This is a genomic window from Rhizobium sp. BK176 (assembly GCF_024808055.1).
Window position 1 is genome coordinate 57882 of record NZ_JANUBV010000003.1, and the last position, 20553, is coordinate 78434.

At 57.3% G+C, this 20553-nt stretch carries 17 protein-coding genes; 11 read left to right on the forward strand and 6 right to left on the reverse strand.

The features are described 5' to 3' along the window. Window positions 1-29 precede the first annotated feature (29 nt). Window positions 30-851 (reverse strand): pyruvate, water dikinase regulatory protein, encoded by an 822-nt coding sequence (locus tag FHT76_RS13070; RefSeq protein WP_183864391.1) that lies wholly within the window; start codon window positions 849-851, stop codon window positions 30-32. Window positions 852-1252: 401 nt separating this feature from the next. Between FHT76_RS13070 and hemE the strand changes: the two genes are divergently transcribed. From hemE to FHT76_RS13110, 8 genes are all read left to right on the forward strand, one after another. Further along, entirely contained in the window at window positions 1253-2287 is a 1035-nt protein-coding gene (gene hemE, locus FHT76_RS13075; protein WP_259126957.1) for a uroporphyrinogen decarboxylase, read from the forward strand. 3 nt (window positions 2288-2290) lie between these two features. Beyond that, window positions 2291-2827, forward strand: a complete 537-nt coding sequence (gene hemJ, locus FHT76_RS13080; protein ID WP_183864389.1) for a protoporphyrinogen oxidase HemJ — start codon at window positions 2291-2293, stop codon at window positions 2825-2827. A 190-nt stretch (window positions 2828-3017) separates the two neighbouring features. Beyond that, entirely contained in the window at window positions 3018-4283 is a 1266-nt protein-coding gene (rho, locus tag FHT76_RS13085) for a transcription termination factor Rho (RefSeq protein ID WP_183754898.1), read from the forward strand. Window positions 4284-4379: 96 nt separating this feature from the next. Continuing rightward, window positions 4380-5693 carry a tRNA uridine-5-carboxymethylaminomethyl(34) synthesis GTPase MnmE gene (gene mnmE / locus FHT76_RS13090; protein WP_183864388.1) on the forward strand — a complete coding sequence of 438 codons (1314 nt, stop codon included), beginning with the start codon at window positions 4380-4382 and terminating at the stop codon, window positions 5691-5693. A gap of 108 nt (window positions 5694-5801) precedes the next feature. Continuing rightward, entirely contained in the window at window positions 5802-7676 is a 1875-nt protein-coding gene (mnmG, locus tag FHT76_RS13095) for a tRNA uridine-5-carboxymethylaminomethyl(34) synthesis enzyme MnmG (RefSeq protein WP_183864387.1), read from the forward strand. Between the two features lie 31 nt (window positions 7677-7707). After that, window positions 7708-8325 carry a 16S rRNA (guanine(527)-N(7))-methyltransferase RsmG gene (gene rsmG / locus FHT76_RS13100; RefSeq protein WP_183864386.1) on the forward strand — a complete coding sequence of 206 codons (618 nt, stop codon included), beginning with the start codon at window positions 7708-7710 and terminating at the stop codon, window positions 8323-8325. Window positions 8326-8342: 17 nt separating this feature from the next. After that, entirely contained in the window at window positions 8343-9137 is a 795-nt protein-coding gene (locus FHT76_RS13105) for a ParA family protein (RefSeq protein WP_183754906.1), read from the forward strand. Between the two features lie 26 nt (window positions 9138-9163). Beyond that, window positions 9164-10048 carry a ParB/RepB/Spo0J family partition protein gene (locus FHT76_RS13110; RefSeq protein ID WP_183864385.1) on the forward strand — a complete coding sequence of 295 codons (885 nt, stop codon included), beginning with the start codon at window positions 9164-9166 and terminating at the stop codon, window positions 10046-10048. A gap of 4 nt (window positions 10049-10052) precedes the next feature. Here the strand turns inward: FHT76_RS13110 and holA are convergent, their stop codons facing one another. From holA to leuS, 3 genes are read right to left on the reverse strand one after another with little or no spacing between them, the layout of a single operon-like run. After that, complete coding sequence (gene holA / locus FHT76_RS13115; protein ID WP_183864384.1) at window positions 10053-11087, reverse strand: DNA polymerase III subunit delta; 1035 nt, start codon at window positions 11085-11087, stop codon at window positions 10053-10055. An 11-nt stretch (window positions 11088-11098) separates the two neighbouring features. Continuing rightward, window positions 11099-11620 (reverse strand): LPS assembly lipoprotein LptE, encoded by a 522-nt coding sequence (lptE, locus tag FHT76_RS13120; RefSeq protein ID WP_183864383.1) that lies wholly within the window; start codon window positions 11618-11620, stop codon window positions 11099-11101. Next, the gene (gene leuS / locus FHT76_RS13125; protein WP_259185619.1) at window positions 11610-14240 is read right to left on the reverse strand and encodes a leucine--tRNA ligase; all 2631 of its coding nucleotides are present in this window, start codon (window positions 14238-14240) and stop codon (window positions 11610-11612) included. Before leuS ends, lptE begins: the two co-directional genes overlap by 11 nt. Before the next feature lie 198 nt (window positions 14241-14438). Here leuS and FHT76_RS13130 point away from each other — a divergent pair, with 198 nt between their 5' ends. Next, on the forward strand, window positions 14439-15098 hold the full coding sequence (locus FHT76_RS13130; protein ID WP_183864381.1) for a YggS family pyridoxal phosphate-dependent enzyme: 660 nt from the start codon (window positions 14439-14441) through the stop codon (window positions 15096-15098). An 82-nt stretch (window positions 15099-15180) separates the two neighbouring features. Next, window positions 15181-17091 (forward strand): propionyl-CoA synthetase, encoded by a 1911-nt coding sequence (locus FHT76_RS13135; RefSeq protein ID WP_183864380.1) that lies wholly within the window; start codon window positions 15181-15183, stop codon window positions 17089-17091. Window positions 17092-17147: 56 nt separating this feature from the next. On the opposite strand, the gene FHT76_RS13140 is transcribed toward FHT76_RS13135, so the two are convergent. Continuing rightward, on the reverse strand, window positions 17148-17846 hold the full coding sequence (locus FHT76_RS13140) for a DUF1013 domain-containing protein (protein ID WP_016556837.1): 699 nt from the start codon (window positions 17844-17846) through the stop codon (window positions 17148-17150). 222 nt (window positions 17847-18068) lie between these two features. Here FHT76_RS13140 and acs point away from each other — a divergent pair, with 222 nt between their 5' ends. Next, entirely contained in the window at window positions 18069-20024 is a 1956-nt protein-coding gene (acs, locus tag FHT76_RS13145; protein ID WP_183754920.1) for an acetate--CoA ligase, read from the forward strand. 33 nt (window positions 20025-20057) lie between these two features. On the opposite strand, the gene FHT76_RS13150 is transcribed toward acs, so the two are convergent. Continuing rightward, window positions 20058-20507 (reverse strand): thermonuclease family protein, encoded by a 450-nt coding sequence (locus FHT76_RS13150; RefSeq protein ID WP_183864379.1) that lies wholly within the window; start codon window positions 20505-20507, stop codon window positions 20058-20060. Window positions 20508-20553: the final 46 nt, after the last annotated feature.

Sequence of the window (20553 nt, forward strand, 5' to 3'; positions counted from 1 at the left end):
AGCCTCGAACAGGTCTGATGTGACAGCGCTTAACGGAGCTTCGGACGGAGCGCAACAATCGCTGCTGCAGTCTCTTCGATGGAGCGGCGCGTCACGTCGATAAGGGGCCAGTTGTGCCGGGCACAGAGCGACCGCGCGTATTTCAGTTCCTCCGAGATGGCAGCCCGGTCGGTGTATTGCCCGCGGTCAAAGCCAGGAGTTGCTCCCAAAATACGGTTCTCGCGAACCTGCGATATCCGATCGGTCGTAGCAATCAGGCAGACAATCAGAGGTTTGGTCGCGGTGAGTAGTCCGTCCGGAAGCGGCACGCCGTGGACAATCGGGATGTTCGCCGTCTTGATGCCGCGATTGGCGAGGTAGATGCTCGTCGGAGTTTTCGACGTTCGACTGATGCCAATGATGACAACATCGGCGTCATTGTAGTCGTCGGGCATCTGTCCGTCATCGTGATCCATCGTAAAGTTAAGCGCTTCAATGCGGGCAAAGTAGCCGGCATTCATTACGTGTTGCGCACCGACGCGACGGCGTGACGGTGCACCGAGATAGATCTGGAAAGCGTTCATGACCGGTTCAAGCACGTTGACGGACGCAACGCCCATCTCCGCACAGCGCTGATCGATGAAGGTCGCGAGCTCGCGGTCGACAATCGTATAAAGAACGATCCCAGGCTGACTATCGATCGACTGCAGCACCTGCAGAAGCTGCTTGCGATTGCGGACCAACGGGTAGACGTGCTCGATCGGCTGTGCGGCTTTGAATTGTGCCGAAGCCGCGCGGCCGGCAGAAATCAGTGTTTCGCCGGTCGAGTCAGAAATCAGATGTAGATGGAAGAAGTTTGGGCGGTTCTCCACGTTATTATTGGCCACCTGTTGAAAAGACTGGACAGCCGAGAGCTAAGAGACACGGCGGGGATAAGGCAAGGGAAAACATGCCACCTTTTCCACAAATCGAATTTCGCGGAAGCTCAAAAAAGTCGCTTGTTGGTTCTGTGGATAGTTGGTGACCGTTCCACGAAAGTCGATACTTTTTCCACAGTTCCGCCCGAACTTGCGTTCTCTATCCGATTGTAAATATTCTCATATTTCCGTCTATCCCCGATTTTCGTGTAGCGGTTCTCCGTCTCCTCCCCTTGGCGCGGCGGCAGCGCGACAAAACGCTCCGGTAGTGGATCGATTTTAATCCTTGATAGAAACAGACTCTAAGAAATAGAAACCTTTTAAATTATCTTTGATTTTTTATAGGGAAGAGAAGCGTGGGAGACAGCCGCCGGAAAATCATGAGGGTCTTGGACGGCGAGACACTCAGCCCCCCTCCAATCTGGCTGATGAGGCAGGCCGGACGATACCTTCCCGAGTATAGAGAAACGCGCGCGAAGGCAGGAAGTTTCCTGGACCTTTGCTATACGCCTGACCATGCCGTTGAGGTAACGCTCCAACCCATTCGTCGCTATGGTTTTGATGCAGCCATCCTCTTTTCCGATATTCTCGTGATTCCGGATGCGATGAAACGCAACGTTCGCTTCACGGAAGGGCATGGACCGGAGATGGATCCGATCGATGAAACCGGAATCGGCCGACTGGAGTTCGACCACGTCGTCGACTACCTCAAACCGGTTCTCGAAACAGTTGAGCGTCTTCGAAATGAGCTGCCTGCCGAGACGACTTTGCTCGGCTTCTGTGGCGCTCCGTGGACGGTGGCGACTTATATGATAGCCGGTCACGGAACGCCCGATCAGGCCCCTGCCCGGCTCTTCGCCTACAAACATCCGAAAGCTTTCGAACACCTGCTTGCTGTTTTGGCGGAAGTGTCAGCCGACTATCTCGTCGCGCAGATCGATGCCGGGGCCGACGCTGTGCAGATTTTCGATTCCTGGGCCGGTGTTCTCGGTGAGCGGGAATTCGAGGCATTCGCGGTGAAGCCGGTCGCGCGGATGATCGCCTCCATAAAAGCACGACGGCCGAATGCCCGGATCATCGCCTTTGCAAAGGGCGCCGGCTTCCTGCTGAAGAGCTATCGTCAGCGGACGAAGGCGGATGCGATCGGTCTCGACTGGTCGGTGCCACTGAATTTCGCTGTAGAGCTGCAGAAAGACGGTGCGGTTCAGGGTAACCTCGATCCGATGCGCGTGGTGGCCGGTGGCGGAGCTCTGATGGATGGTATCAACGATATCCTCGACAAGCTCGGTAACGGCCCGCTGATCTTCAATCTCGGTCATGGGATTACCCCCCAGGCGAACCCTCAAAATGTCCAGCTGCTCGTGGACCATGTCCGCGGTTGGAGGCGATAGCCCATGGAGAAGCAGACCGATGAGAAACCTGGCGCCTACGCACGTCGCCGGGCGCATTTCGCGATCCTGTTCTTTGCACTTCTGGCTGTGGGGTTATTTCTCTGGAATCCGGATGATCTCTACCTTTGGATCAAGGCGCTTCATATCATAGCGGTGATTTCGTGGATGGCTGGCCTCTTCTACATGCCGCGCCTCTTCATCTATCATACCGATGCCGAGCCGGGTTCAACCCAGTCGGAAACCTTCAAGGTCATGGAGCGCCGTCTTCTGAAGGTGATCATGAACCCGGCAATGATGCTGACCTGGATTCTTGGCCTCTATCTTGCCTGGTCGGTCTACGACTTCCAGGGAGGATGGTTGCATGCAAAGATCGGTCTCGTCGTGCTTCTGACAGCCGTGCACGTCTTCTTCTCAAGCGCCGTCAAGGCGTTTGAGCGTGATGAAAACCGCCGGTCTGCACGCTATTGGCGTTTCATGAACGAGGCGCCGACCCTATTGATGATCGGGATTGTTATCCTCGTCGTCGTCAAACCGTTCTAAAGAGACGTTGTCGGTTAAATTTGCTTGATTTTAAGCAGCCCCCTTGCGGCGGTGAACCTTACTCGCTATTTTCCCTCCACCTCATCCTTGTGGCATGTATGTAAAGTTTGATCGTCTGCGATCTCTTCGCAGGACCGGTTACAGCCTCGACATCGCCTTCCCCCCAGAATTTAAGAGTAATGGTCACTTCATGGCTGAAATGAAGCTTCAAGAACTTAAGAGTAAGTCCCCGACGGATCTACTGGCGTTTGCCGAATCGCTCGAGGTCGAAAATGCAAGCACCATGCGCAAGCAGGAACTGATGTTTGCGATCCTGAAGGTGCTTGCCAGCCAGGATGTGGAGATTATCGGCGAAGGTGTTGTTGAGGTTCTCCAGGATGGTTTCGGCTTCCTGCGGTCCGCCAACGCCAACTATCTTCCGGGTCCCGACGATATCTATATCTCGCCCTCCCAAATTCGCCGCTTCTCGCTGAAGACTGGCGACACCGTTGAAGGCCCGATCCGTGGACCGAAGGAAGGCGAGCGCTACTTCGCACTGTTGAAGGTCAACACAATCAATTTCGACGATCCCGAAAAGATTCGTCACAAGGTGCATTTCGATAACCTGACACCGCTCTACCCCAATGAACGTTTCAGGATGGAGCTGGAGGTTCCCACCTCCAAGGATCTTTCGCCGCGCGTCATTGACCTTGTTGCGCCGCTGGGCAAGGGGCAACGCGGACTGATCGTCGCGCCGCCGCGCACCGGTAAGACCGTCCTTCTCCAGAATATCGCTCATTCAATTACGGCGAATCATCCCGAGTGCTATCTCATCGTTCTCCTCATCGACGAGCGTCCCGAGGAAGTGACAGACATGCAACGCTCCGTTCGCGGGGAAGTCATTTCGTCAACCTTCGACGAACCGGCCGTGCGCCACGTTCAGGTGGCGGAGATGGTCATCGAAAAGGCCAAGCGCCTCGTTGAGCATGGCCGCGACGTTGTCATCCTGCTTGATTCGATCACGCGTCTCGGTCGCGCCTATAACACTGTCGTACCCTCTTCCGGTAAGGTTCTTACCGGTGGTGTCGATGCTAACGCCCTGCAGCGCCCCAAGCGTTTCTTCGGCGCGGCCCGCAATATTGAAGAGGGCGGATCGCTCACGATCATCGCCACAGCTCTCATCGATACGGGTAGCCGCATGGACGAAGTTATCTTCGAAGAATTCAAGGGCACCGGTAACTCGGAAATCGTCCTCGACCGCAAGGTCGCCGACAAGCGTATCTTCCCGGCGATGGACATCCTGAAGTCCGGAACACGTAAGGAAGACTTGTTGGTACCGCGCCAGGACCTGCAGAAGATCTTCGTGCTGCGGCGTATCCTTGCGCCGATGGGCACGACGGACGCAATCGAATTCTTGATCGACAAGTTGAAGCAAACGAAGAATAATCCGGACTTCTTCGACTCCATGAACACCTGATCCTTAGCCGGATTCACCAAGGTAAACCGGTCACAGCGTGGCCGGTTTTTTCTTTTTATACACCTGTTATCTTCAGCCTTGCACTGGAGAAGGAAAATGCTGCCCAACATGGACACAATATTCGCGCTGTCGAGCGGTGCCGTCCCTGCGGGACTCGCGGTGGTTCGAATCAGCGGCGCTGATGTCCCTACGGTTCTGGCCTCACTGATTGGCGCGCCGCCCCCGGCTAGACAAGCAGCACTGAGGTCGATTCGGACTCGTAATGGTCTGGTGATTGACACCGCGCTCGTTCTATATTTCCCGGCGCCGCATTCTTTCACGGGCGAAAGCGTCGCGGAGATACATCTCCACGGCGGCCGCGCCGTGGTTGATGCTTTACATCGGGAACTTGCGGAATTCGAGAATCTACGACCAGCGGCGCCAGGAGAATTTTCGCGGCGCGCCTTCGAAAATGGCAAGCTGGATCTAATCGAAGTCGAGGGCCTGGCAGATTTGATTGCAGCCGAAACGGAGATGCAGCGGCGGCTGGCTGTCGAGCAGAGCTCGGGCGGCCTTTCATCGGTCTACAACGGATGGGCGGATCGGCTGACGCGCGCTCGCGCCCTAATCGAAGCAGAGCTTGATTTTCCGGACGAGGAGGATGTGCCGGGTTCCGTATCGGATCAAGTATGGGCTGACGTGGCGAGGCTGGTCACAGAAATGCGCGAGCATCTCCTACAGCTCGAGGCTGGTGAGATTATCCGAGACGGTTTCAAGGTTGTTATCGCCGGCAGACCGAATGCCGGTAAGTCGAGCCTGATGAACGCCTTGGCTAAGCGCGACGTTGCGATTGTCACCGATATCGCCGGGACAACAAGGGACGTACTGCACGTTGATCTGAACATGGACGGCTACCTGGTCAAACTTTACGACACGGCGGGCCTTCGCGCCGCAGCGGAGAGAGTTGAACGCGAGGGTATCCGACGGGCCGAGAAAGCGATTGCCGAAGCCGACCTCTTGATCTTTGTCGAGGATATGTCGGTAGATACCGCAACGAACACGTACCCTGAGGGTGCGTTGCTGGTCGGCGCCAAAAGCGACTTGCCCCGTAAGAGTATGAATGACTATGATCTCGTCATCTCGGCGGCGGACGGAACCGGCCTGGAAAGGCTGCGCGCCCTGATTGTCGAGCGTCTAAGAGCCAAAGTGCATCCGCAGTCGATGGCTATCCCGAGTCGGACGCGTCACAAAGATTCGCTGGCGAAATCACTCTCTGCTTTGGAGACGTCGTTACTAAACCCCACGCGAGGGTTGGATCTGCGAGCGGAAGACCTAAGAGCGGCCAGTGATGCACTGGGGCGCGTCACGGGACGTGTCGACGTGGAGAACTTGCTCGACGTGATCTTCGGAGAGTTCTGCATCGGAAAATGATTCACGTGAAACATCCGAATCGGTGCCGCCGCGGAGCGGTTTCACGTGAAACGCCTTGACTCGCTGCAACACTTCGATCATCACCGGACAATCTCAGGAGCTCGAAGAATGAACACCTCACGGTTCGATGTCATCGTCATCGGCGGCGGACATGCCGGATGCGAAGCCGCTGCGGCCGCTGCGCGTCTTGGTGCCAAGACGGCGCTGGTCACGCATCGCCGCGACACGATCGGTATCATGTCGTGCAATCCGGCAATTGGCGGACTTGGTAAAGGCCACCTGGTTCGAGAGATCGACGCCATGGATGGGCTGATGGGACGGGTGGCTGACGCCGCCGGTATTCAGTTTCGTATGTTGAACCGGAAGAAGGGGCCCGCGGTTCGCGGCCCGCGCACCCAAGCCGATCGCAAGCTGTATCGAGAAGCGATGCTCGCGGAAATCGAAAGCGTCGAAAATCTTACCGTCGTCGAAGGTGATGCGTTCGATCTGACGATAGTAGAAAATCGTGTTGCAGCTGTTGTCATGAAAGATAGCCGGATTCTTTCCTGCGGCTCTGTGGTGTTAACCACCGGAACTTTCCTACGCGGTCTTATTCACATCGGCGACAAGAAGATACCGGCTGGTCGCGTTGGTGAGGAACCGTCGCTCGGCCTCTCTCATACGCTTCTGAGCCTAGGTCTGGGGCTTGGACGCCTCAAGACCGGTACCCCGGCGCGCCTGGATGGCACTACCATCGATTGGCAGAGTGTTGGCCGACAGGGTGCTGATGACGAGCCCGTCCCGTTCTCGTTCATGACAGATCAGATCGTGAACCCGCAGATCGAATGTGGCGTGACACGTACCACCGAGGCAACACATCGGATCATCGTTGAGAATCTCAGGCGATCCGCAATGTACTCGGGTCAGATTGAGGGAGTCGGCCCGCGCTACTGTCCGTCAATCGAGGACAAGCTGGTGAAGTTCGGCGAACGCGACGGACATCAGGTTTTTCTTGAGCCTGAGGGTCTCGACGACAAGACGGTCTATCCCAATGGAATCTCGACCTCACTGCCTGCCGAGATCCAGGACACATTCATTCGAACGATTCCCGGTCTTGAGCGCGTTCAGATTCTGCAGCCGGGTTACGCGATCGAATACGATCATGTGGATCCTCGAGAACTGAAGCCGTCGCTGGAAGTCAAGAAGATGCCTGGATTGTTTCTGGCTGGGCAAATCAACGGTACAACGGGCTATGAGGAAGCGGCAGCTCAGGGTCTCGTCGCCGGTATCAATGCCGCCCGCCTGGCTGGCGGCCAGAGCGAGGTTCTCTTTAGTCGCACTGATTCGTACATCGGGGTGATGGTCGATGACCTAACATCTCGCGGTGTTGCTGAGCCATATCGGATGTTTACGTCCCGTGCCGAGTATCGTTTGTCGCTGCGGGCAGACAACGCAGATGTTCGCCTCACGCCGTTGGCTATTCAGATCGGGAGTGCTTCATCCCGCCGCCGTGATCGCTTTCAAGCCTATAGTGACGCGTTGGAGCGAGGCCGCTCGCACCTTAAGGCACTGTCAGTGACCCCAAACGAGGCCGGCCGCTTTGGACTCAAGTTGAATCAGGATGGCCAGCGCCGCTCAGCTTACGATCTTCTGTCGTATCCCGATTTTAGCTTGCAGGATCTTCGGCAGATTTGGCCTGAGCTGTCGCGTATTGACAGTCGGGTGGCTGATGCCCTGGAGATAGAGGCGGGCTATGCAGTCTACATGCAGCGGCAATCAGCTGATATCGCGCACGTGAAGCGTGATGAGGACCTGACGATACCGGGCGACTTTGACTTCAGCGTCCTCGCCGGTCTATCCAACGAGTTAAAGTCTAAGTTGCACAATACGCGCCCATACAACGTCGCGCAGGCCGCTAAGATCGACGGCATGACGCCAGCCGCCATCTCCTTGTTGCTCGTTCACTTGAGACGTGGTGTCTTTAGCGCCGCGGCATCAGGCTGAGGCGCCTATTGCAATTTACGAGAGTCCTATCATGCACCTAAACGGTCGGCGTGTTTCACGTGAAACACAGGAGCGCCTTGAACATTTCGTGGGCCTTTTCCAAAAGTGGGCAAAGGCTATCAATCTCACTGCGCCATCCACGCTAAATGACGCGTGGAACCGACATATTGCTGACTCCGCACAGGTCTTTCAGATCCAATCGTCGCCTCTCACGTGGGTTGACCTCGGTAGCGGCGGTGGCTTCCCTGGCGTTGTAACGGCTATTATGCTTGCCGAACTGGGTGGTGGATGGGTTCATTTGGTCGAGAGTAACCGCAAGAAGGCTGCGTTTCTCCGCACAGCACTTCGCGAGACCGGTGCTCGAGGGTCCATACACATCGAGCGAATCGAAGACGCTCCGCCGACTATCGAGAACTGCGATTTTGTCTCTGCTCGGGCGCTTGCAGACCTCACAAAGCTCCTGACCTATGTCGAGCCATGGTCGCAGAAGAATGCGGATCTTCGTGCTTATTTCCACAAAGGACGGGATTACCGTGCCGAGATCGAGAAAGCGCGTGGTGAGTGGCGATTCGATCTGTTAGAACATAAGAGCGCTGTCGAGGAGGATTCCGTGGTTCTGGAAATCTTCAACATTCGACGCTTGGCTTAACAGATCGGGCTTTGGCTATGGCTGGCGAACGAAATCGTATAATCACCATTGCAAATCAGAAAGGCGGCGTTGGTAAGACCACGACTGCCATCAACCTGGCGACGGCCCTGGCTGCGATCGGCGAGCGGGTTTTGATTGTTGACCTCGATCCCCAAGGCAACGCCAGCACCGGCCTCGGTATTGACCGGAAGCATCGCCGGCTATCTTCCTATGACTTGCTTTTGGGCGATTGCTCTGTGGAGGAGGTGGCGCAGGAGACTGCAGTACCCAACCTCTATATAGTGCCTTCGACAATGGATTTGCTCGGTGTCGAAATGGAGATCGCGAGCCAAAATGATCGCGTCTTCAAGCTGAAGAAGGCTCTCGCCAAAGAGGATGCTTTCCGCTTCTCCTATATTCTTGTCGATTGCCCACCCTCCTTTAACCTCCTGACGATGAACGCGATGGCTGCGGCGCATTCAGTGCTTGTGCCGCTGCAATGCGAGTTTTTCGCCCTCGAGGGTCTTAGTCAGCTCCTGGAGACTGTCGATCAGGTTCGACGTACCGTTAACCCCAACCTCGACATCCAAGGCATCGTGCTGACAATGTTCGATTCTCGCAACAATCTGGCGCAACAGGTTGTTAACGATGTGCGCACCCATCTCGGAGAAAAAGTCTACCATACGTTGATTCCGCGAAATGTACGCGTTTCGGAAGCGCCGTCCTATGGAAAGCCGGCAATTCTGTATGATCTGAAGTGTGCGGGGAGCCAGGCGTATCTCCAGTTGGCATCCGAGGTTATCCAGCGCGAGCGCCAACGTCTCGCCGCGTGATTTGAAGAAAGAATGGCGAGTTATTCATGAACGATGATGTCTCGAAGAGAAGACTTGGTCGCGGCTTAGCTGCATTGATTGGCGAGATGGACCAGCCGATTCCGGTTGATACTGCAAAGCCGGGAGTCAGCGCCGATCGTATGGTTCCGATCGAATTCGTCAGCCGGAACCCGCGCAACCCTCGGCGCTTCTTTGATGATGGCCAACTGCATGAACTCGCGAGTTCTATCCGCCAACACGGCATTGTCCAGCCGGTCGTAGTTCGCACGCTTGCAAGCAATCAGTTCGAGATCATCGCCGGCGAAAGACGGTGGCGGGCGGCGCAACTGGCCGGTCTCGTAGAAATCCCCGTGATCGTGCGCGACGTCGATGATAAAACCGCGCTCGAGATCGCGATTGTTGAGAACGTGCAGCGCTCCGACCTCAATCCGCTGGAAGAGGCGCTAGGCTATGATCAGCTGATGGCGGAATATGGTTATACGCAGAATGATCTCGGCGAAATTATCGGCAAGAGCCGTAGTCATGTTGCGAACTCGCTGCGTCTCCTGAAGTTACCGGAGCCGGTTCGCGATCTGTTGGCTGCGGGCAGCCTCTCGGCCGGCCACGCCCGAGCCTTGGTGCCGACCTCTGACCCGACCGCCCTCGCCCGTACGATCGTCGCAAAGGGCATGTCAGTGCGCGACGCTGAACGACTGGCTCAGAACGATATTAAGGCACAATCCGAGCCAAGGGCTCCAGGGCACCAGAAGGATCAGAAGGATTCGGACACGCTCGCATTAGAGCGGACATTGTCGGATGCACTCGGCCTCGATGTGATGATCAATCACAAAGCGAGCGGAGGACAAATTCGAATTTCCTATAAGTCATTGGAACAATTAGAAGAAATCTGCAGACTTTTGGAGCGTCGCTAAGCAGTTATCGACGTGCCGACTGTAATGTCGTTGAGAGCAGCGTTTGGAGAGCGATGCTGTCTTCCAGGGCTGCGCGCTTGCGGGTTTGTAGAATTGCAGCCTGCAGGCGATTTGCCTCCCGCGCCAAGGCCTCAGCGGACCAGGTTCGGAGTGCCTGTTCGATGATTGGCTTTCGTCGAAAGTGAAGATGGCGGCCTAACGTCTGCATGACCTGCGCAGCCGGCAATCGCTTCTCGTCCATCTCCGTCTTCATCGCGTCAAGCAGTTGAAATTGCTTTAGGCAGGCCTGAACAACAAGGAACACAGCGGTCTTGGAGGATATGATCTTCTGCATCGCGTGCAGAAAACTTGCTGGATTGCCGTTCAGCACCGCATCGACCGCATCATCTACCGATATTGCGCTAGCGTCGCCAATGATCTCTGTAACGTGGTGTTCTTCGATCGTCGGTTTTCCGCGGCAATAGAGTGCGAGCTTTCGCAGTTCATTGCGCGAGGCAATACGATCTCCCCCAATGAGTTCCAGCAAAGCTTGCCGTCCAGCCGGCGTGATGCCGATTCCAGCGCTGGAGAGTTCGCTGTCTATCAGGCTGTTTAGCGCACGGGTGTCATCCGCGTAACAGGGGATTGCCACCAAATTGCGCGCCGCTTCGGTTGCCTTTCGCAGTAGGGATCCTTTCTTCAGATCCCCAGCTTCGACGATCACGTACGTGGCTTCGGGCATGTTGATTGACAAAGCCTGGAGAGAGTCGACCAGATATTTCTCGTTCGCCGCTCCGCGTATCCAGATAAGTTTGTCCCCGCCGAAGAGGCCGATCGCCCCTGCCTCGTCCAGAAGACGGCCTTGATCCCGCTGCAAATCGGAGATGTCGAGCTTTATCAGGGAGAAGGGATCGTCAAGCGAAACTCTGGTCTTGCCCGCGAGCAGTGTCGCACGCTCAGAGACGAGGCCGCGGTCTGGTCCGTAGATGACGAACAGGCGGTAGTTGCGGGCGGATCGCTCAAGAAAGCCTTCAAATTCGTGCGATTTGATTTCCACCACGCTCCGGCTCCTCAGCGGCCGAGCGCAGCCGCAATATCTGCACCAACGAACTCGGCTGCCTGCCGCGCGGCACGATTTTCGGCATCACGAATGGCGCGCTGCTTCGCAAACTCCTGACCCGGAAAATCAAGCAGGGCGGTCGCATAGCGGTTGCCAGCCTTTATAACATGGCCGTCCTTCGTCGACTTCAGGGTATAGTCGACGCTAACCGTTGCACGGCCAGCCAGCGACTCATCCGACGACGCGACGAGCAATGTGCTAATGATGTTCGACCGCACGCTCAATTCCACCTTGTAGTCGGGGTTCTCAGGCTCGCCGGCCCCGCGCCCCGCGATAAAGATCAGCCGGTTGCGAACCTCCTGCCCGACACGGCTGGTCGCTTCGGAGAAGCCAACAGACGAGAGCTTGCCGGCTACGCCTGAGCTTTCGGAATAAAGGGGCCTAACTTGGCAGGATGCGAGAAAGGCCGTGGACGCAAGGATTGCGGCAATACCGGTGCCACGTACCAGCTTAAAAGCGATATCAAACGACAATGTTCACAATCCTTTGCGGAACCACAATGATCTTCTTGGGCGTCTGACCGCTCAGAGCCCTCTTAACGTCGTCCAATGCTAGTACGGCCTCGGTGACGGCATTCTGATCTGCGTCGCGTGAAATTGTCAATTCGGCGCGCTTCTTACCGTTGATTTGAACTGGCAAAACCACATCGTTTTCAACGACGAGGGCGGCATCGTAATGCGGCCAATCGGTGTGTGCCAGCAAACCATCGTTGCCGAGCGCTGCCCAGCATTCCTCGGCCAGGTGGGGCATCATCGGCGCTACCAGCTGGATAAGGATCTGCGCAGCGTCACGTACGGCGGCGCGATAGGCCAAATCGCCCTCGCCGGCAGCAACTTTGGTCAGAGGCGATGCAAGCGCATTGACCAGTTCGTAGATCCGCGCGACAGCCTTGTTGAACCAGAGACGATCATAATCGTTTTCAACGGCCTTGAGTGTCTTGTGAGCGATTTGCGAGATCGCTTGCCCTTCGCCATCCTTAGCCGGAGTCGCAGCCACATTCTTCAGAGCGTCCGCGGCTTCGGCGATCAGTCGCCACAACCGCTGGGTAAATCGGTGAGCGCCCTCGACGCCCGCTTCCGACCAGATGACATCCCGTTCCGGCGGCGAGTCCGAGAGGACGAAGAAGCGTGCAGTGTCGGCGCCATAAGACGCGATGATATCGTCCGGATCAACGACATTCTTCTTCGACTTCGACATCTTCTCGATCGACCCGATCGCGATTTCTTCCCCGCCGGAGAGGTGATAGGCGCGGCGTTTGCCGTCGAGCTCTTCAATGCGAATGTCGGCGGGCGCGACCCACTCGCGGCTCATTCCCGAGCCGCGGCTGTATGTTTCGTGCACGACCATACCCTGCGTAAAGAGACCCTTGAACGGCTCCCTGGCGTCGACGTGACCCGTCTCGCGCATCGCCCGGGTGAAGAAACGCGAGTAGAGCAGATGCAGGATGGCGTGCTCGATGCCGCCAATATATTGATCGACCGGGAGCCATCGATTGGCAGCGCTGACGTCGGTCGGCTTGTCCTCCCAGGGGGCGGTGAAGCGCGTGAAATACCAGCTCGAATCGACAAAGGTATCCATCGTGTCGGTTTCACGCCGCGCATCCTTGCCGCACTGCGGGCAGCCGACATGCCGCCACGTCGGATGACGGTCGAGCGGATTGCCGGGCTGATCGAAGGTAACGTCCTCAGGCAACTTTACCGGCAGATCCTTCTTAGGAACGGGAACGACGCCACAGTCATCGCAATGGATGACCGGTATCGGGCAGCCCCAATAGCGCTGGCGTGAAATGCCCCAATCGCGCAGGCGGAAGTTCACCTTGCGCTCCCCTTGAGGAGCATTCCCGAGCGTCATAGATGACAGGCGGTCGGCCACGATCTCGAATGCTTCAGTTGTGTTCTTGCCATCCAGGAAACGCGAATTGATCATCACGCCATCACCGTCATAGGCAACGTCACCGACACTGAACGTCGCGGCATCGCTATCCACCGGCATAACAACCGGAACAACGGGCAGACCGTACTTGCGTGCGAAATCGAGGTCGCGCTGATCGCCGGACGGGCAACCAAAAATCGCTCCAGTGCCATAGTCCATAAGAACGAAGTTCGCGACAAAGACAGGTAGTTCCCATGAGGGATCAAACGGATGCCTTACCCGAATCCCGGTATCGATGCCCTTCTTCTCCGCGGTTTCCAGTGCCGCGAGCGAGGTGCCGGCACGACGGCATTCCTCGCAGAAAGCATCGATAGCCGGATTTTTCGCCGCGGCATCCTTCGCCAGCGGATGGTCGGCCGCTATGGCCAGGAACGAAGCGCCAAACAAAGTGTCTGGTCGAGTCGTATAGACTTCGATCTCGGTTTCTCCGGTCGGAGCTGTCGGCTGGACGATCTCCCAGCGCAGCATCATGCCCTCGGATCGGCCGATCCAATTCTTCTGCATGAGCCGGACCTTTTCAGGCCACTGATCAAGCGTGTCCAGCGCGTCAAGCAGATCCTGACTGAAGTCGGTGATCTTGAAGAACCACTGCGTCAATTCTCGTTGCTCGACCAGCGCACCTGAACGCCAGCCTCGGCCGTCGATCACTTGCTCGTTGGCGAGAACCGTGTTGTCGACCGGGTCCCAATTGACCTTCGACTGCTTGCGATACACGAGCCCCTTCTCTAGGAAATCCAGGAAGAGATGCTGTTGGTGCTGGTAGTAGGCGACGTCGCAGGTTGCGAATTCGCGGCTCCAGTCCAACGACAGGCCCATCGCTTTCAACTGGGACTTCATGGAGGCAATATTCTGATAGGTCCAGGACGCGGGATGGACGCCTCGCTCCATCGCCGCGTTTTCAGCCGGCATGCCAAAAGCGTCCCAGCCCATGGGATGCAGGACATTGTAGCCGCGAGCGCGCTTGTAGCGGGCGACGACATCGCCCATCGCGTAGTTCCGCACATGGCCCATGTGGATGCGACCGGACGGATACGGAAACATCTCGAGGACGTAATACTTCTCGCGCGGATCGCTGTTGTCGGTCTCGAAGACCTTCGCCTCGTTCCATTTCTGCTGCCAGCGAGGTTCGGCATCGCGCGGGTTATAACGTTCGGTAGCCATGGTATTCGTATTTCCAGAAAATCAGGGGAAGTTGGTGGTGACCTTCACCATGAAACCGCGGTAGCGTCAAGTTTTGTGGGCGCCGTAGGCGCCGGATCTCGGTCTTCCGGCCACGATTTCAAGCATGTGGGCCTTGGCAAGCACAGCCCGGGCGTTTAGTGCATGGCCATCTTCTCACGCGACATCTCGAGGCGAACGATGGAACTAGAAGAGCGATTGAACGATGTACGCTCGCGTATTGCTGCAGCCGAGCTGCAAGGCAGACGACCGGATGGGTCGGTCCAGCTGGTTGCCGTCTCGAAGACATTCGACGCAGACGCGATTCGCCCAGCGCTCGAGGCTGGGCAGCGAATATTCGGAGAGAACCGGGTCCAGGAAAGTCAGGGAAAATGGCCTGACCTGAAAGCTGAAATACCCGGCATCGAACTTCATCTCATCGGACCCCTGCAGTCGAACAAGGCAGCGGAAGCAGTGGCGCTGTTTGATGTCATCGAAACTGTTGATCGCGAGAAAATTGCCCGCGTACTTGCCGATGAGATGAAGCGCCAGGCGAAGACCCCCCGCCTCTACGTTCAGGTGAATACCGGGCTTGAGCCGCAGAAAGCAGGAATCGCACCCAAAGAGACGATGCAGTTTATCGGTTTTTGCCGCGACGAGCTCGGCCTCACCATTGAGGGATTGATGTGCATTCCGCCCGCTGACGAAAATCCGGGCCCGCATTTCGCTTTGCTGGCGCAGCTCGCGAAGGCTTGCGGCGTCGAGAAATTATCGATGGGAATGTCCGGGGACTATGAAACGGCGATCGCCTTTGGGGCGACCAGCGTCCGCGTGGGGTCCGCGATTTTCGGCGCCCGCTGATACGCTGCTTTCGTCGGGCTTCCTCTCCTGCCCAGCCTCTCCTAGATTGCTAAGGTAACTTGCATATCCTGGGGAGGAGCAGATGCAGGGTGGCTATCAGCGAACCTATGCCAGATGGAAGGACGATCCCGAGGCCTTCTGGCAGGAGGCGGCGGCGCAAATTGACTGGTTCAAAGAGCCGGAACTGACGTTTTCACGGGAGGGCGGTCCATATGGCCGTTGGTTCCCCGGGGGCGAAACCAATACTTGCTATAATTGCTTGGATCGCCATGTTCGGGCAGGTCGCGGCGGCGACACCGCATTCATCTACGACAGCCCCATCAGCGGTGCGAAGACCATCTTTACCTACGGCGAAGTTCTCGCCGAAGTGAGTGCCATCGCCGCGACGCTGCGCGAACGGGGGATTGGCAAGGGCGACCGCGTTATCATCTACATGCCGATGGTGCCGCAAGCAGTCTTCTCCATGCTTGCATGCGCGCGCATCGGCGCTGTTCATTCCGTCGTGTTTGGTGGCTTTGCCGCAAACGAGCTTGCCGCGCGCATTGACGATTCGGGAGCGAAACTAATCGTGACCGCAAGTTGTGGGCTCGAGCCGGGGCGGGTGGTACCCTACAAGCCTTTGGTGGATCAAGCGATTGCCATCGCCAAGTCAAAACCAGCGCATTGTCTTGTCCTGCAAAGACCGCAGCTTGCGGCAGATTTGGTCGATGGTCGTGATGAGGATTTCGAGGCTGCTGTTGCGAGAAACCGTGGAGTGAAGGTGGAATGCGTTTCCCTCGGCGCTACGGACGAACTCTATATTCTCTACACATCGGGCACGACGGGCCAGCCTAAGGGCGTTGTGCGCGACAACGGTGGTCACATGGTCGCCCTTAACTGGTCGATGCGGAACATCTTCGGCATCCGGCAGGGTGAAGTCTTCTGGGCTGCCTCCGATATCGGTTGGGTTGTCGGGCATTCCTACATCGTCTATGCGCCGCTGCTGGCAGGCGCCACCAGCGTGATCTTTGAAGGAAAGCCGGTGGGCACACCCGATGCCGGCGCCTTCTGGCGGATCGCTTCGGAGCATGACGTTCGCGTTCTCTTCACCGCCCCCACCGCCTTCCGCGCCATTCGCCGCGAAGATAGCGAGGGTGTTCACCTCAAGGCGTATTCCATGCCGAATTTCAGGGCCCTGTTTCTGGCGGGAGAGCGCGCCGATCCGGAGACATTGAAGTGGGCCGAGCGTATGCTCGATGTTCCTGTGATCGATCATTGGTGGCAGACCGAAACCGGATGGCCGATGGTGGCGAATCCGCTCGGCCTTGAGGTGTTGCCGGTAAAGCATGGCTCCCCATCGGTACCCATGCCCGGATACAGCATCCACGTTCTCGATGACGCCGGCCACCCGGTTGCGCCGGGGATACTTGGCAATGTGGTTGTCCAGCTCCCCCTGCCCCCAGGTTGTCTGCCCACTTTGTGGAATGCGGATGCGCGCTTTCACTCAGCCTATCTGGCCGAATTTCCTGGCTATTACAAAACGGCGGATGCCGGGTATGTGGATGAGGATGGCTACCTCTTCATCATGTCTCGCACGGACGACATCATCAATTGTGCCGGTCACCGTCTGTCGACGGGGGCCATGGAAGAAGTTTGTGCCACGCATCCGGATGTCGCCGAATGCGCGGTGGTCGGAATTGCCGACCAGTTGAAGGGGCAGGTGCCCTGCGGTTTCCTTGTCCTCAAAAAGAATGTTTCACGGGAAACATCGGCGATCGAATCGGAGGTCGTTCAGCTCATCCGGGAAACGATCGGCCCGGTGGCTGCTTTCAAAACGGCGATAACCGTCGACCGCCTTCCCAAGACCCGCTCTGGCAAGATCCTGCGCGGCACGATCCAGAAGATTGCCGATGGCGTGCCGTGGAAAATGCCGGCGACGATCGACGACCCGGCAATTCTCGAGGAGATCGGTGAAGCGTTGCGCAAGCGCGGCTTCGGCTCGCTGCCGATGTAGATACAAAGTAAAAAGGCCCCGCTACGCAGGGCCTTCTAAATCATTCATCAAAACAATCAGTACTGATCGTCTTCGTCCTCATCCTTCGGAGAGGACTTCAGCGACTTGAGTTTTGCGAAGACGGCATCGGCGTCGATTTCCTTCTCCTCTTCGCGATCATGGCTCGTCAGACGTTCAGTTTCATGCGCCGACTGCAGGGTCGCGCCAAGCTCGGCCGCCGTCGGCAGCGGACGACCCTTTGCTGCCTTCTCGACTTCCATGTCGAGATCGATTTGGCTGCAGAGACCGAGTGTCACCGGGTCCATCGGCGCGAGATTTGCGGAGTTCCAGTGTGTGCGCTCGCGAATCTGTTCGATTGTCGATTTTGTGGTACCGACCAGCCGTGAAATCTGCGCATCCTTCAGTTCCGGATGGTTGCGCACCAGCCAGAGAATGGCGTTCGGACGATCCTGGCGCTTCGAAACCGGTGTGTAGCGCGGACCGCGACGTTTGGATTCGGGAACGCGAACCTTGGGCTCGGAGAGCTTCAGCTTATGCGCCGGATTCTTTTCCGCGCGGGCGATTTCGTCGCGTGAAAGCTGACCGGTTGCTATGGGATCGAGACCCTTGATGCCTTGCGCAGCTTCGCCATCGGCAATTGCCTTCACTTCGAGCGGATGCAGTCTGCAAAACTGAGCGATCTGGTCGAATGACAGGGCTGTGTTGTCGACGAGCCAGATGGCAGTCGCCTTCGGCATGAGCAATTGTTGAGCCATGGATATAGTCCTTCTGTCGTCCGCGCCGGTGTCGCGGTCCGTGGATTGTCACCACTATGTCCGGGAAATATGGCGCTATATAACCGCAGTGACGCAGAATTGCAATTGATCACGAATGAAATGACCTTTGTCTAATTGCCGGGCAAATGCGACCTGCTATGAATGCCTAGAGCCAAGCCGGACTGCTTCGTTCCGTCCGGTGTCCGAGTGAGGAGGAGTTCCATGTCCGAAAAGATCTACCCGGTGCAAAAACCGGTGAAGAACCATGCGCTTATCGATAGAGCCAAGTACGAACAATGGTACGAGGAAAGCGTCGAGAACCCTGACAAATTCTGGGGCAAGCATGGCAAGCGGATCGATTGGTTCAAGCCTTACACGAAGGTCAAGAACACGTCCTTTACTGGCAGGGTCTCGATCAAGTGGTTCGAGGACGGGCAGACGAACGTTTCCTACAACTGCATCGATCGGCACCTGAAGACCAACGGTAATCAGACGGCAATCATCTTCGAGGGCGACAACCCGTACGTCGACAAGAAGATCACTTACAACGAGCTTTACGAGCATGTTTGCCGGATGGCGAACGTGATGAAGAAGCACGGCGTCAAGAAGGGAGATCGCGTCACGATCTACATGCCGATGATCCCGGAGGCGGCCTACGCGATGCTCGCCTGCGCACGCATCGGCGCAGTCCATTCGGTGGTGTTCGGTGGCTTCTCTCCGGAAGCACTGGCCGGGCGTATCGTCGATTGCGAATCCACCTTCGTGGTCACCTGCGACGAAGGCGTCCGCGGCGGCAAACCTGTTCCGCTGAAGGACAATACCGACACGGCCATTCACATTGCCGCCCGCCAACATGTCATCGTCGACAAGGTGCTCGTGGTGCGCCGTACCGGCGGCAAGACCGGCTGGGCGCCGGGCCGCGACCTCTGGTACCATCAGGAAATCGCCACGGTTAAGCCGGAGTGCCCGCCGGTGAAGATGAGGGCGGAGGATCCGCTATTCATCCTTTACACTTCCGGCTCGACGGGAAAGCCAAAGGGCGTATTGCATACGACCGGTGGCTATCTCGTCTACGCGGCAATGACCCATGAGTATGTCTTCGACTACCATCCGGGCGATATCTACTGGTGCACCGCCGACGTCGGCTGGGTCACCGGTCATTCCTACATCGTCTACGGTCCGCTTGCGAACTGCGCGACGACGCTGATGTTCGAGGGGGTGCCGAACTTTCCGGACCAGGGTCGGTTCTGGGAGGTTATCGACAAGCACAAGGTCAACATCTTCTACACGGCGCCGACGGCGATCCGGTCGCTGATGGGGGCTGGCGATCACTTCGTCACCCGCTCGTCGCGCTCTAGCCTGCGTCTGCTCGGAACAGTCGGCGAGCCGATCAATCCGGAAGCGTGGGAATGGTATTACAATGTCGTTGGCGACAAGCGTTGCCCTGTCATCGATACCTGGTGGCAGACGGAAACGGGCGGTCACATGATCACGCCGCTTCCGGGCGCGACCGACCTGAAGCCGGGGTCCGCGACGATGCCGTTCTTCGGCGTGAAGCCGCAGCTGGTCGATAATGAAGGCAATGTACTCGAGGGTGCCGCCGACGGAAACCTCTGCATTACCGATAGCTGGCCGGGTCAGATGCGGACCGTCTACGGCGATCACGAGCGCTTCATCCAGACATACTTCTCGACCTACAAGGGCAAGTACTTCACCGGCGACGGCTGCCGACGGGATGAGGACGGCTACTACTGGATCACCGGTCGCGTCGATGACGTGCTGAATGTTTCAGGCCACCGCCTCGGTACCGCCGAAGTCGAATCCGCGCTCGTTTCGCACAACCTTGTCTCGGAGGCGGCTGTCGTGGGCTACCCGCATCCGATCAAGGGTCAGGGCATCTATTGCTACGTCACGCTGATGGCCGGCAACGAAGGTTCGGACGATTTGCGCCAGCAACTGGTCAAGCATGTCCGCAGCGAAATCGGCCCGATCGCTGCACCCGACAAGATACAGTTTGCCCCGGGTCTTCCAAAAACGCGTTCGGGCAAGATCATGCGCCGTATCCTGCGCAAGATCGCCGAAGATGACTTCGGCTCTCTCGGCGATACCTCGACGCTTGCCGATCCGGCAGTAGTCGATGACCTCATCGCCAACCGCCAGAACAAGGCGACCGCATAAAGAAGGAAGCCGCTCCGAGCGATCGGGGCGGCTTCAATTCTCTGCGCCGCAGGTTTCTCGCGGTTTTCGGCCGCCGTTGTAGGCCCGCACGATCCCGTCTTCCAGCATGTCTTGAGCCGGATTCCTGCCATCTGAAAGGGTGACGTTCGCCAGGATGCGGCCGAAATACTTGTCGCCCGCGATCTGCGTCAGCTGGATTTCCGATGATCCCGATGTCAGGGTTTCGAGGGCATGGCGCGCGTCGATCCCCGCGCGTCTTGTTTCAGCGCAGCTAGAGTGCATTTCGGGCGCGTCGATTCCGCGGATCCGGACATACACTTCCATTGTCTGCTGCGGCCAAGGACGCGCTTCGACCAGCAGCGTGTCGCCATCGATCACCCTCAGGATTTCCGCCGAAACAGGCCCTTCTATTTCGTCGCGAGCAACGGCCGTTACAGGGGTCGCAACAAGGGCAAGCGCAACGAGGGGAGCAATCTTTCTCATAAAAGGAATAAATTCCGATCATGAGTGAAAGTCAATAGGAATATTT

What these genes read in the sequence shown, in the direction of transcription:
- hemJ (WP_183864389.1), top strand. Translation starts at nt 2,291, where the DNA reads ATGGAGAAGCAGACCGATGAGAAACCTGGCGCCTACGCACGTCGCCGG.
- rho (WP_183754898.1), top strand. Translation starts at nt 3,018, where the DNA reads ATGGCTGAAATGAAGCTTCAAGAACTTAAGAGTAAGTCCCCGACGGAT.
- mnmE (WP_183864388.1), top strand. Translation starts at nt 4,380, where the DNA reads ATGCTGCCCAACATGGACACAATATTCGCGCTGTCGAGCGGTGCCGTC.
- mnmG (WP_183864387.1), top strand. Translation starts at nt 5,802, where the DNA reads ATGAACACCTCACGGTTCGATGTCATCGTCATCGGCGGCGGACATGCC.
- rsmG (WP_183864386.1), top strand. Translation starts at nt 7,708, where the DNA reads ATGCACCTAAACGGTCGGCGTGTTTCACGTGAAACACAGGAGCGCCTT.
- FHT76_RS13105 (WP_183754906.1), top strand. Translation starts at nt 8,343, where the DNA reads ATGGCTGGCGAACGAAATCGTATAATCACCATTGCAAATCAGAAAGGC.
- FHT76_RS13110 (WP_183864385.1), top strand. Translation starts at nt 9,164, where the DNA reads ATGAACGATGATGTCTCGAAGAGAAGACTTGGTCGCGGCTTAGCTGCA.
- leuS (WP_259185619.1), bottom strand. Translation starts at nt 14,240, where the DNA reads ATGGCTACCGAACGTTATAACCCGCGCGATGCCGAACCTCGCTGGCAG.
- FHT76_RS13130 (WP_183864381.1), top strand. Translation starts at nt 14,439, where the DNA reads ATGGAACTAGAAGAGCGATTGAACGATGTACGCTCGCGTATTGCTGCA.
- FHT76_RS13135 (WP_183864380.1), top strand. Translation starts at nt 15,181, where the DNA reads ATGCAGGGTGGCTATCAGCGAACCTATGCCAGATGGAAGGACGATCCC.
- FHT76_RS13140 (WP_016556837.1), bottom strand. Translation starts at nt 17,846, where the DNA reads ATGGCTCAACAATTGCTCATGCCGAAGGCGACTGCCATCTGGCTCGTC.
- acs (WP_183754920.1), top strand. Translation starts at nt 18,069, where the DNA reads ATGTCCGAAAAGATCTACCCGGTGCAAAAACCGGTGAAGAACCATGCG.
- FHT76_RS13150 (WP_183864379.1), bottom strand. Translation starts at nt 20,507, where the DNA reads ATGAGAAAGATTGCTCCCCTCGTTGCGCTTGCCCTTGTTGCGACCCCT.